The organism is Serratia sp. J2, assembly GCF_046269175.1.
Classification (GTDB): domain Bacteria; phylum Pseudomonadota; class Gammaproteobacteria; order Enterobacterales; family Enterobacteriaceae; genus Chania; species Chania fonticola_C.
Genome location: NZ_JBKABN010000003.1, coordinates 273231 through 285970, shown reverse-complemented (window position 1 = coordinate 285970; position 12740 = coordinate 273231). Strand labels below are relative to the sequence as shown.

10 protein-coding genes, 1 other RNA gene and 1 pseudogene are annotated in these 12740 nt (G+C 42.7%); 3 read left to right on the top strand and 9 right to left on the bottom strand.

Annotation, left to right across the window (positions count from 1 at the left end; all coding sequences use genetic code 11):
* Nucleotides 1-7: 7 nt before the first annotated feature.
* The 4 genes from ACKWMY_RS04905 to ACKWMY_RS04890 all read right to left on the bottom strand — a co-directional run bounded on the left by ACKWMY_RS04905 (nt 8) and on the right by ACKWMY_RS04890 (nt 3730).
* Complete coding sequence (locus ACKWMY_RS04905; RefSeq protein WP_098930000.1) at nt 8-769, bottom strand: ABC transporter ATP-binding protein; 762 nt, start codon at nt 767-769, stop codon at nt 8-10.
* Entirely contained in the window at nt 769-1785 is a 1017-nt protein-coding gene (locus tag ACKWMY_RS04900; RefSeq protein ID WP_370592699.1) for a FecCD family ABC transporter permease, read from the bottom strand. Before ACKWMY_RS04900 ends, ACKWMY_RS04905 begins: the two co-directional genes overlap by 1 nt.
* A 17-nt stretch (nt 1786-1802) precedes the next feature.
* Entirely contained in the window at nt 1803-2804 is a 1002-nt protein-coding gene (locus ACKWMY_RS04895; protein ID WP_094982617.1) for an ABC transporter substrate-binding protein, read from the bottom strand.
* A 512-nt stretch (nt 2805-3316) separates the two neighbouring features.
* Entirely contained in the window at nt 3317-3730 is a 414-nt protein-coding gene (locus tag ACKWMY_RS04890) for a GFA family protein (protein ID WP_409485975.1), read from the bottom strand.
* A gap of 247 nt (nt 3731-3977) precedes the next feature.
* On the opposite strand from ACKWMY_RS04890, the gene ACKWMY_RS04885 reads away from it, so the two are divergent.
* A complete protein-coding gene (locus ACKWMY_RS04885; protein WP_409485974.1) occupies nt 3978-4301 on the top strand; it encodes a hypothetical protein in 324 nt (107 codons plus the stop codon).
* A gap of 231 nt (nt 4302-4532) precedes the next feature.
* Here the strand turns inward: ACKWMY_RS04885 and ACKWMY_RS04880 are convergent, their stop codons facing one another.
* The gene (locus ACKWMY_RS04880) at nt 4533-5033 is read right to left on the bottom strand and encodes a TIR domain-containing protein (protein WP_261160881.1); all 501 of its coding nucleotides are present in this window, start codon (nt 5031-5033) and stop codon (nt 4533-4535) included.
* Nucleotides 5034-5043: 10 nt separating this feature from the next.
* Complete coding sequence (locus ACKWMY_RS04875) at nt 5044-6489, bottom strand: SIR2 family protein (RefSeq protein WP_409485973.1); 1446 nt, start codon at nt 6487-6489, stop codon at nt 5044-5046.
* A gap of 206 nt (nt 6490-6695) precedes the next feature.
* Here ACKWMY_RS04875 and ACKWMY_RS04870 point away from each other — a divergent pair, with 206 nt between their 5' ends.
* Both ACKWMY_RS04870 and ACKWMY_RS04865 read left to right on the top strand, forming a co-directional pair.
* Nucleotides 6696-7214, top strand: coding sequence for an NAD-dependent aldehyde dehydrogenase (locus ACKWMY_RS04870; protein ID WP_409485972.1), 519 nt, complete (start codon nt 6696-6698; stop codon nt 7212-7214).
* Nucleotides 7211-7450 (top strand): ogr/Delta-like zinc finger family protein, encoded by a 240-nt coding sequence (locus ACKWMY_RS04865; RefSeq protein ID WP_409485971.1) that lies wholly within the window; start codon nt 7211-7213, stop codon nt 7448-7450. Before ACKWMY_RS04870 ends, ACKWMY_RS04865 begins: the two co-directional genes overlap by 4 nt.
* A gap of 263 nt (nt 7451-7713) precedes the next feature.
* Here the strand turns inward: ACKWMY_RS04865 and ACKWMY_RS04860 are convergent, their stop codons facing one another.
* The 3 genes and pseudogenes from ACKWMY_RS04860 to ssrA all read right to left on the bottom strand — a co-directional run bounded on the left by ACKWMY_RS04860 (nt 7714) and on the right by ssrA (nt 12702).
* Complete coding sequence (locus tag ACKWMY_RS04860; RefSeq protein WP_409485970.1) at nt 7714-10941, bottom strand: hypothetical protein; 3228 nt, start codon at nt 10939-10941, stop codon at nt 7714-7716.
* Nucleotides 10942-10953: 12 nt separating this feature from the next.
* Nucleotides 10954-12144: pseudogene (locus tag ACKWMY_RS04855) on the bottom strand (integrase domain-containing protein).
* A 194-nt stretch (nt 12145-12338) separates the two neighbouring features.
* Nucleotides 12339-12702: a transfer-messenger RNA gene (gene ssrA / locus ACKWMY_RS04850) on the bottom strand.
* Nucleotides 12703-12740 lie beyond the last annotated feature (38 nt).

Genomic DNA, 12740 nt, shown 5'->3' with positions numbered 1-12740 from the left:
CCTGGTCTTAAGCGATGTAGTGGATATGTTTTTTTCCGTGGAAGGGAGAGATTTCAATCTTTGTCTCTACCTTGAATACATCCCAAAGCAGTGACTCTGTGAGGATCTCCTGCGGGCTACCTGCGGCGACGATCTGGCCCTGTTGCATCACAATCAACGAGTCGCAGAACATGGAGGCGTGGTTGAGGTCATGAATAGCCACAATGCTGGTCACTGGCAGTTCGCTGACGAGTTTCATCAACTGTATCTGATGGCGGATATCCAGATGGTTGGTCGGCTCATCCAGGAGGATCTCCGTCGGCGATTGTGCGAGAGCTCGTGCAATGTGAACACGCTGGCGTTCGCCACCCGATAAACTCTGCCACCCTTGCTCACTTTTGCTAAGCATATCGACACGCTGGAGTGCGGCGGTGACAGTATCGTCATCCTGCGTACTCCAGTTAGAAAACGGGGAGTGATGAGGAATACGCCCCAGTTTGACCACGTCGACAACGCGCATATTGGCCTCGGTCATGCCGTGCTGCTCTACAAAAGCTACCCGGCGTGCCAACTGCTTTTTGGTTATCTGGGCGATATTTTGCCCGTCCAGCGTGACAGTACCTGAGTGGGGGCGTCGTAATCCAGCGAGGATCCGCAACAGTGATGACTTTCCGCAGCCGTTAGGGCCCAGTAGCCCGACGGTTTCTCCACTCGAAACGCTCAGCGAGATGTTGTTGACGATGGTTTTTTTACCCACACTCCAGGTAATATTTTCAGCGGCGATACTCATCACTTATTCCTTGAGCGGTAGATGATAACGGCAAAGAATGGCACGCCAACCAGCGCGGTGACCACGCCGACCGGAAGACTTTGCGGGGCTATCAATAAGCGCGAAGCTATATCGGCCAGCACCATCAAGATGGCACCTGCCAATGCGCAGGTGATAAGTAACCTGCGATGCAATGGCCCAAAGAAGAAGCGCATGACGTGTGGAACGACCAAGCCCACAAAGCCGATAGAACCTGCCATGCTGACGATGGTTGCTGTGATCAGCGCAGTGATGGTGAACAGGATCAGGCGAACCCAGGGCACGGCAATGCCCAGCGAGGCGGCTGCATCATCGCCAAAAGTAAAAGCATCCAACGCTCGAGAATAGTAAAGGCATACCGCAAGCCCTACCAGTACGACGACCAGCGCCAGTTGAAACTCAGGCCATCTCACGCCGCTGAAACTGCCCAGCAACCAAAACATCACGTCACGCGCCTGCTGCGCGCTAGCGGATGTGCTGATGGTGTAAGCAGTAATCGCGTTGAAGAGTTGAGACGCAGCAACGCCCGCTAGAATAGTGCGCTCATTACCACCGCGTGCGCCATTGGTCAAAAAGGCGACAAAGGCAAAGGCGGCAAATGCCCCTGCAAATGCCCCGGCGGAGAGCGACACGGCACCGGTGCCGATACCCAAAACGACCACTGAAACCGCGCCGGTTGAAGCGCCAGCAGAAACGCCAAGCACGTAAGGTTCTGCCAGAGCATTCTTCAGCAGGCTTTGCAGCACTGCACCGCATATTGCCAACCCGGCACCGCAGCAGGCCGCGACAAGCGCACGGCTCAGGCGAAAGTCCCAAATCACACTTTCGTAAATGCGGCTAAGGGGTACCTCTGTCAGTCCGAGTTTATTGCTTATGGCATAGAACACGCTTCGCAGCGGGATAGAAAGCTCACCTACGCTAACGCCAATCGCGATCACCAGGAATAACAACACCACTGAAAAAACACTCGACGCGGCTAGCAGAAACGTCTGTTTCATCGGCTGTGACACTACTGTCATTTATCTAGCCCAAGATTTCTGAGCTGTTCGCCAACTTGTTCTGCACCATAGATGGTGCGAATCGTTGGGTTCATTGCCTGACCATCCATCACGACGATGTGGCCTTTTTTCACCGCGTCTAATTGACTAACCGCAGGATCGGTTTTGAGAAATTTAATCTTTTCTTCTGCGTTATCGAGCGCCCAGCGATTTCGGTCAAGGCTTGAAACTACTATCACATTGGGGTTAGCGGCAATGATGCTTTCCCAACCGACGGTTGGCCACTCAGTCTCTGAGGTGATGGCGTTATGGCCGCCTAACAGATTAGCGATAAAACCGGAAGCGCTGTTCTTGCCGCCGACATAGGCATCAGAGGAGGGGGAAGAGCTAGAGAACCAGAAGACAAACGAAAGGTCTTGGTTGTTTTTTCCGAACTCTCGGCGAAGGTCTGCTTCGCGTTGTTTAAAATCGGCAATTAGCGCCTGGCCGCGATCTTCGACGTTGAAGATTTTGGCAAAGTCTGCAATCTCTTGATAAAGGAATGTCATGTCCCACAGTTTTTGGCGGCTACCGTACATATCGCCAATGTCTTTTTTGGTTGCGCACATGCCAGGAGACATGTAGCTATTCACGCCAACGGTGGCGAGATCTTCGCGCTTGGCGACTTTACTTTCTGGGCCGAGCAGCAAAGGCAGTTGTGCGGGAACAAAATCAGGGTTTTGCGCAAGAATAGATTCCAACGTCGGTATTTCTACCGTCAGCGTTTTGATTTTTTCATTCTGTTCAGCTAGTTGCGGTAGCACTTTGGTTGGCCAAAACGCACTGGCGACTATCTTGTCCTGCAACCCCAATAGCAGCAGAATTTCGACGGTATTTTGTCCCAGTGCGACGACGCGCTCGGGGGCTTTGGTAAACGTCTCTTTATACCCACAATTCTCAATCGTTAGAGGATACGTGGTTGCCAAAGCAGAGCTGGCCGAGGCGAGCACCATTCCTAACGCACAGATGACCTTTTTCATTTAACACAACTCTTAACGGAATGAATGTTGACTGCGAAAGCGCAATGATAATGAAAATTATTTATTATGCGATAAAAATTTACTGCTTAACCCATCGGAAAAAACGCATTAAATACACATCAAGACTAGGGATTTAGGCGGCGAAAAACACGTTAAGTTGGGCATGAGGCCGCGGGTAACCATTTCGCCTGATTTTGGCTTTGCATCAGCTCCCTCTGACTAAGGGGCTGTAGGGGGATGTTGGTCACCGTACGTGATAAACACTAACAAAACAGAGCTGGCATCTTGGGCGAACTTATCAAACACGAACGAAGCAATATTTCAGACGCAGCCAAAAAGATATGTAAAAAGCTGCCCCTTTCGGTTGAACATCAAAGAATTCGAGAACAACAAGAAGACCGACAATACGAATAGCGGTTTGAATGACAATAACTCAATTGGAGCATTTGTCTGTCATCGTAGCGGTTCTTCATGGGCCGCTTCGTGCCAAAAGCAAGCGGACGTTAAAACCATCAAGGTGTGCGAATCAACGGGGAGCAGGTCAGACTATCAGGAAACAGTTTCTGCCACCACTCGGGTTTCATATCTTCAAACGAATGATACTCCGGTGTCAGCGCAGGATCGTTTGGATTATCAAATACTCCACTCAGTAATGCGATTATGGGTCCGTCATCTATGGCTCCAATGGAACTGCCACACCGTGGGCAAAAGGCTCGGCTTGAGGCTGGTGAGGAGCGGTAGGTTGCGGGTTTGCCACCTTCCCCGATCCATTGCACATTGGAGGTTGAAAACTCAATCCATACGGCGGATTGGGCACCGGTATGCTTTTGGCAAATATCGCATGAGCAGGTGTGTGGATTTGCTGGGCTGGTTGCCTTAAAGCGTATGGCTCCGCACAGGCAGCCGCCGGAAAACTTGTTGGTCATGCGTATTTGCTCGAGAGTGGAGTGGGTTGCTGAACGGTAGCAGATTGGATTTGAAATCGCTAAAGGAGGTAGGCAGATCAGTCTCGTTAGAAGTTTCTCAGCAAGAAAAAAAGATGACGAAAATAGTATTAGTCGATCACCTATGAACCAAATGTCAATGACAGTAGAGCCGTTGACGGAATCAATGATGATATTATCGGAATCAGTCAGCACAGCATTAAATTAGACACAGCAGACATTAACAAGAGTGAATAAATCATTAGAAACAGCAATAACAGCTTTAAACTCAGTGAAAAACATCATAGACCAACAGACAAAAAAATTAGAAGAACAGCATAGAAAGCTACACAAATACGCAGCAGAGTTGAAAAAGCAACACAGTAAAAAATCAATCAAGCCTTATAATCAAAGCTGTCTCAGTCGTGGGAATACTAAATGTGGCAGCAGTTCTATTAGTAGGATGCTTGAGCATGCAGAAACAGCAACAACAGCGACCAGTAAATTTAGATTAAAATCCGTTACAACATCAATAGTAGAACAACTAAGAACGAATAAATTAGAAAGCGATTAGGAATAAGGAAGCTTATTGTAGTCTCTAAGAATAAATAAAGAAATATTCATGAAGAAATAAATATAAAGTCATCTCATATAATTGAGTGTGAAAAGAGATTCAAATATAAATTTAAATTGAGCTAAAATATTAGGCATGAAAATCATCACAACAAGAAGAAGGTCAAAGCATGAAACATCAAATATTTAAAAGGAGGCACTATGCCTCCTTTATTTTATACGGATTAAAAGACTAATTGTTTTTTCTAATGGTTATTGCTTCTTCAACAGCATTTTCTAGGTGCTCTTTTATCCAGTTATATTTTTCTTGGCTTGTAGAACCAGTGGGGTTATAACATTTCACAATAGCTGAAAGTTTTTTTCCAGTATTACTATACCCAATATAATCGAAAGGATTATCACCTTTAGTAGAGGTATTTCCATCACTATCTTTTAGACCATGAATATAAATACCTACAACACCTTTTCCGTCATCCCATCCTTTGATAATTTCATGATTGATCCACTTGCGATCAGCTGTATCGCTACCAACGAGCACAACAATGCATGACTTTCCATTCATTTCGTCTGCGATCCATTTCTTTATCGCCGCATCTCCGCCTCTTTTAACTGTTTCCCAGTTGTTATCTGAAGTGGGACTATTACCGTCAATGGCTCCGATATTACGCACTGTGGCAGCCCGCCAATTATCGGGTATATAATGAAAGCTGTAGAAGCAATTACGTTTAGTCATGATTGAATCCTTATTTCAATGAGCCAAGTAAGTCGATTAAAACACCCTTAATTGTTTCAAAATCTGAGTTATGATCGGCAAGTTTGTTTATATGCTCTCTTAATTCCTTAGGGAATTCAGCGCTGTCAAAGTACCCATCCTGAGAAAGTTTATTGTAGATTTCTCTTGTCGCATACTCAGTTGCTCCGACAGGGATTAACAAAAGTCCGTTGTTTTTTGCTATTTCAAACTCTTTCATTAAACCATCAGCAACAACAACATTGCCATCGCTGATTTTATTACCAAAAACAAAAATAGCTATCCCAGCATGCGAAATCATATCTGTACGATATTCATTCCATATTTCTGAAATCGGACGTTTACCAACTTCATACTGTGGAAAAGGCCTAAGTATTAACTGTTCAGAGTCTAAGCGTTTACCGCTCATAAACACATTTTCTAATACGCCGGTAATAACTGAGCTACCAACACCTAACCCAAAGCCAGAAACTATTCGGAATCCTAAAACTGCGATCTCTTTTGATAAAGAGTAAATAAAATGTTGGGCTTCATCTGATTTCCACCGGCCATACTCATGTGCCGATCCAGATAAAAAGATAGTTCTTCTTCTATATGCCCATTCCAACTGATGAAGAATGTCTGTTATTTCTGAATAGTCAGATACAAGTATTGTTTTGATACCAAATCGAAGCAAATCTTGAATGAAAAGCTCTTGTTTCCGTTTTCTATATTCTGTGTCTGCCTGAGATTCACCGGTTGTTGACGCCACAATTTTCTGAATGCAATAATGCTGTCTTTGATCATTTGAGTAAGCAATTCTCACTCTACTCAGAATATAATCAAGATTTGGATCTGTAAAACTAAAACCTAAGAATAAAAATGTCTTAGATACTAGATCACCGCTTAAAGCATTAATAAACGGTTGCATCTTGACATGATAACTCTCGTAATCATCTTTCGTGATTACAGCTTCATCAGGATTCTCTATGTCTCCGTGCATTTTGTAAATAACAGCATCTCGGCCCCGCTTTGTGAAACTCAGTTGTTTGACACGATATTTTGTATCGGGTATTTTCCCTGCTTCAGTTAACGATTTCTCAATAAGTTTATCGTAGTTAGTTGTCCAATATGTAGATATTGGAAGTCTTGCAAGAATTCTATGATTTGTTGTTATTTCAACATCATCAGATAGCTTATTTATCAAGAGTTGGTTGAGTTTACCTCGGTTTGCTAAATTTGAATTGCAGTGATATTGAGCTAAAGCAACTAAATCTGTTTCTTTTTCAATGTCGAGTTCTAGGTCTTCAGCTATGGGACGGAGTAATTCAGTCCAACTTACAAAGCCTGCGGGGGCTGAAAGGCCCGCTCCTGCAAAGATTGCTAAATTCTCTTCTGCTAAATCATTTAGCAACGTAGCAATTAATCGTCTCCTTTGTGACTCCGTAGTCGCTTTCAATTTCCCACTCCATAATTTGTAACTGCTATGCCGTGATTTTTATCCTATACACAATGTAAACGAAGCCGTAAACAACAATATAATTAACCATTATAAAAAGTAGGTCAATAGTTTAATTACATCAAATTTTAACCTTTAGATAAATGTAATAATTGGTCATACTATTCAATGTGTTATGATGAATTTTTCTCAAACTACATGGGGAAATGACCCCGGAGTTGCAAGCGCAGCACCACAGCCGGATCTCCAAGCGGGAACTGACCAAAGAGTTCGACGGCCTGATTGAAGAAATGGAGGTGGATAAAATGTACCTCCACCTTTGCTGTGGAACGACAGCCCCCAAGCTGGTCGACGCGCACCGAGATGCTTTGAACGCCTTTGCCGAGCACGCAATGGCTCAGGCCGTGGACTCCCTGGGGAAAGCGCTCTTGAGCGCCGATGTTGTCAATGCCTGCTCCCTGGTAAAGAAAGCCTACAGTGTTTACCACGATAACCCGATGAGAGTGATTGAACAGAGCGTATTGGGGGCGCTGACTGCGCATGTTATTACGGCTACGGCGCAAAAGAACATTGAGCACCCGGTGCTGAGTGAAATCGGACTGGCACAGCCCGAGGAAACGGGGGTATTACCGGCGCTGCGCGACAGCCCAGTCAAACGCTGGCAGTTGGCAACGGAAATAGCGGAAAAACGCAAGAAATTTAAGGAGCGGGGGATTAAATCATGATGCGTTGTCCCTTTTGCCGCAGTGGTTCACATACCCGCACCAGCCGGTATTTAACCGAACAGACCAAAGAGGCGTATTACCAGTGCCAGAATATCGACTGTTCCAGCACCTTTAAAACGCGGGAAAGTATTGAGTATGTTATTCAGCGGCCCTTGCCACCGGAAACTATTGCGGCACCGCCCCCACCGGAACGCCGAACGTTAAACCGTTACGGTAACAATAATCACCCACACTGATTAATCACCCCGCATCTTTTACCAGGATGTGGTTTTTTGCTTTCTACCGCTCTCCCAAACCCCGCCTTTTTTCTGGCTAGCCTGTCTCAAACTGCGCGTGCATGCATAGAGTGCATGATTTTGCATGCGTATAATGTGCGTGTTTAGCCTACCTAGCCCCAGTGCTGGCGCGGCTTCAAGCCCGCTATGCATCTGCATGAAATGCGACACATAAAGCGGGGCAGGCGAGGCGGGGATAGCATTGCGCGCGAGTATAGTAAACCCTACTCGACTTGACTTTTATCTTCTAATTGACGAATGCGACTTCGTATTGCATCTTTTTGTGATAACTGCGGGAATTGTTCCGAATAAGATATAATCCTCTCGTAAGCATTCTCTTTATCAATGTTATTCCATTTTGAGAAATTGAAGCTCTGCTTATCTAACCATTCAGCAATAAATGAATTCTTTTCTATATGTTCAAACAATCTTGACAGCGATCGTGAACCTGTTGATAGTTCGCTGTCATTACAATTCAATAAGTCTCCAAAGTCTTTGATTAAGCTAATCTGTCTTTCAACCTCTATGTCTCTTTGGTATATTATATCGGACAGCTCTCTGAGTAATTTATTTTTAGCAACATCGGAGAATGCATCAAAAATCATTCTGTTATAATTATCTTTTAATTTGTTTATATCTAGCTTTGAATAAAAATCATAAATATATTCTTTTTTATTTTCTAGACTTCTTTTGAAGTGCTTAGCTTGAGTAATTATAAATTCATGCTTTCTATTTTTAGTTGAAGTGAATATATTGAAGTTTTTCTCATCAATTTCCATATCGAGACAATCATAGATAGCGAGGCAAATGGGAAGAGGGCTACGCTTTTCTAAAGTATCGATAATAAATGCTTCGTCCATATTTTTTATATATGTATTTTCTATTTCAGTTACCAATTCATCATGGTTATTATTAATTATTATTTGCATTGCCTCAGGGGATAAGGATTGCTTTATAATCGAGTATGATGAGCTAATAATGTGTATTGGTTCTATTTTTTTTATTTTATCAAGCTTGAGCATTAAATCTATTGCAGGCGAAATATATTCGTTAATGACTTTGTTTTTCAATGCGTTTATTAGTTTCTTTTCATTTTTGATATAACATAAGTAAATCGATAATAGTTCTGTGAATTCATCAAAATCTTGAATTTTATCAGCGAAAATATCAGTTGATGGATAAGTACCTGTTGCTACCATGTGGGCTGTCATGTGCGCGATATAGTGGTTTGGCCAGTCATTAGATATGTTATTTAGTGCTGGGTAGTAACCTGTTAAATTACTAGTATGCCATGTTTTATTTAAAACTAGTAACTCTAGTTTTTCTTTGCAATCCATGCTTATATTGTTTAAAAAATTGCTATATATAACCCTGATGTTATTATGAGCATCTTGATCTATTTCTGTCTGAATAAATTCATTCCCGAAATGTACGTGCTTACTTATATAACTATTAGTTATGTCCATTAGTTCGCTGGATGATATTGTCTCAAAAATCATCCGACAGGTTTCATAGTCATTAAGCGCAATACTATCAGTGGCTAAGTGTGGGTAATCATTGCCGTGGTCGGTCAAATAATAAGCATAAAACACTCCATCAATGTCTGGCATTATCAGTTCAAAAATATTTTCACCAATCAATTCAGAAAACATATCAACTTCAGTAAGAACAGACTTTATTTGATTGTTAGTAGTTGGGTCCTTTACGTTATTGAATGGTGTTGGGAAAGAATTTTTAGCTTTTTTGACTAAATTTTCCTTATAACTCTGAAGGTAGTCGCCATGAAATGGTATGTTTTTATTTTTAAATAGCTTCAATGATAAAAGGAATTCTGTAATAAACGGTATCTCATTGTTATTGTTGAAGTCTACGTTTAATGTCTTGATTAAATTTGGTAGTATCTCACTGACTATTTCCGGTTCTTTGTCCATCACGCGAGATAGTAACACACACCACTCCATAGGATCAGTATTGTCAAGTATTTTTATCCAAGAAGAGCCAAAGCCAAATGATTTAGATAGCTCTATAAATGAATCACTATCACTTCGTTTAATTGACAACATTAATGGCTCATCTATGAGTTCACATTTAGCTAGTTCCACAGAAGTCTGGTAATTAATACATAAAAGCTGGCCGATCCACTCATCTTTTTTTCCATCAAAAATACGCTTTAGTTTCCTATTGGTTTTCTTCATTCGCTCGATTAAATAATTGTCATTTTCATATGTATGACTTCCTTCCTCGTCATAATCAAAAGTCAATTTCTTAAAATCTATGTTATTATATTTCACTGCCAGTATATAATAAGTAACAACTATAGGGTTAACTTCAATTGGTGTAATTAACAAGGTGAGTTGTACGTCGTTTGTTATTTTCTTTAATAGTCTGGGGGTTATTTGTTGAATGCTTTTTGGGAGCCACATCTCGATAAATTCCGCAGCCTCTCTAGATATGCTACTATCATGGTTTGGAAAGCTCTTCTGCCAATAAATATAAAATGCATTTCTCCAGCCAGCAGATAATATTGGTGGAACTTGAAGGCTGATTGGAATTCTTTTTGATATAAACTCTAAACCCTCATCAAAATCTTCTGATAAAGATAATGCAACATGTTTAGATGAATACGGCAATAATATTTTAAATTTTTTCTCTGATGTATTAGCTATTAACTCTATATCACTCCAGATTTCTTTGACTTTATCCGGGTTTACGCGGTCAAGATTATCGATAGTTAAAATAAAAGTGACTCCTGGAGGTATACAGGATTGAAAACCCTTTATTGCTTCGTATAATTCTATGCTGCCGACCTCTTTTGATACTAGCATTTTCTCTGTTATAGTATCCACTGTATTTCTTTTTATAATATCACCAAAACTTATTGAGGTGTTCTTTCTGTTAAAATAACAAAATGCAATAAAAAGAAGAGCAGGTGATAGAGTTAAGGTAGAATTAGCCATGAATGATAACCATGAGAAATCTTTATCGTCAAGATGCTTTATATCTTGAAGTAAAAACCTAATGGACTGCATTGAGAATATGGATAGGCTTATGAAACCTATAGTCCATAAATTCATAGAGCTATTTTGTGTTTTTTTATAGCTTATAGTATTGCCCAAAGCGTTATCTTTATATTCTGTTAGGCTTTCTCGTAAGTCATGAGGTATTTTTTTATTCATCCCATTAAATATTTTAGTTATCAGTGCTTTTTTAGTTGAACCTTGGTGGTAAAGTTCCACGTCGAAATCAATGAATATACACTCTGGGCTTTCTATCTTCTCCTTCAATAATTTTATTACAGTCGATTTCCCTGAGCCTAAACAACCTTCAAGCCCAACGATATCCACATCTTCCTTGCTTAATATATTAGCTATTTGGTTAGCAATATTTTCATGGTTTTTACCATCAAATAAATCTTTAGAAGATGGTTCTTCAGAGTGAAGATAGATAGTCATAAAATTCCTTATTCATAATTTTGATGCAAATTGTCCCCACCAGGACATCAATTTTTTTCTTTGTTCTAAATAACTCGTTCGATTGTAAGCTTTTCGAACTTCATTTCTGTCGGAATGTGCAAGAGCTGCTTCTATCACATCAGGATTAAACTCAGCTTCATTCATTGCTGTACTAGCTATAGAACGTAACCCATGTGCGACTAATTTTCCACCATATCCGATACGTTTTAAGGCCGCGTTTGCCGTCTGGCTGTTCATCGGCTTGTGTGGATCGTTACGGCTTGGGAAAACATGCTCACGTCTACCGCTGATAGGGCGCATGATTTCGAGTATCTCTAATGCCTGGTCTGAGAGCGGAACAATGTGATCGCGCTTTGCCTTCATACGTTCTGCCGGTATGCACCATTCCCTTTTCTCTATATCGATCTCGGCCCAGGCCGTTGCCGAGGCTTCCGCAGGGCGTATCAGCGTTAGCAACTGCCATTCCAGCAAACAGCGCGTTGGTATCGATAGATTACTCATCGAGATAGTGCGCATCAGCTTAGGCAGCTCTTCAGGGCGTATAGTCGGCATATGCTGCTTTTTAGGGCGTTCAAACGCATTACCAATACCTGAGGCAGGGTTCGCCTCAATCAAGCCGGTGTTGACGGCGTAAATCATGATTTCGTTGATGCGCTGTACCAGACGGCGAACTGTCTCCAAAGCTCCACGCGCTTTGATAGGCTCCAGCACCTGGATTAGCAAACGGGCCTTAATTTCCTGAACAGGGACATTCTCCAGGGAAGGCAAAATATCTTTCTCGATAGAACGCCAGATATCTTTCGCGTGATCCGCGCTCACGTGGGCTTGTTTCAATGCAAACCACTGCTTTGCCACGTTAAGGAAAATGCTTTCCTGTGCAATCTGTTTCTGTTCGGTTTCTTCGGCATCTTTGGCCTGTGGGTCGATACCCCGAACGAGTAGCGAAATCTTCTCATCACGGATCTGTCGGGCATCAGCTAACGAGAGGGCAGGGTAGGCACCTAGGCTTACGTTGGTTCGCTTGTCAGTACCTGGGCGTTGGTAGCGTAACCGCCACAGCTTTTTGCCGCTGGTCTTGACCAGGAGGAACAGACCGTCGCCATCGTGCAGCGTGTAGTCTTTGTCTTAAGGCTTGGCTTTGAGGATTTCATTGTGGGACAGGGGGCGTGTTAGGCGCGCCATAGCTAGCTTTCTTCCATAATTGGTACACGATTATTGGTACACATTATAGCGTGTACCTAAACGTGTACCAATTATCTCTGGATTCAGGCGGATATCCTCGGACTACTACAGACACAAAAAAGCCCGCAAACCTAGGTGGGATGCGGGCTTTCCGTACTTCTCCGGACTTATCTGGTAATACCCGGATCATTATTTGGTGGAGCTGGGGGGATTTGAACCCCCGTCCGAAATTACTACACCGTCGGCACTACATGCTTAGTCCAATCTTTACATTCGCCGGTCAGCTGCGGATGGACACGCCACTAACAAACTAGCCTGATTAGATTTAGCACTTTAGCCCCAGGCAGGACTTCCATGCGATCTCTTTTGGGTTTGACCTCTCTTTATCCCCGTCTTAAGAGCGGAAGCTAGGGAGAGAGGGCTCTAAGCAGGGTATTAAGCTGCTAGTGCGTAGTTTTCGTCGTTTGCGACTATTTTTTTGCGGCTTTTTACGAGGCAAACCGCCCCTCGGCATGCTCCTAGGGCTTCGCAAATCCCGTCGAATCCAGAATCAGCCCCAAGTACTTTGTGCAGTATAACAGAAGATTACCCTGTTA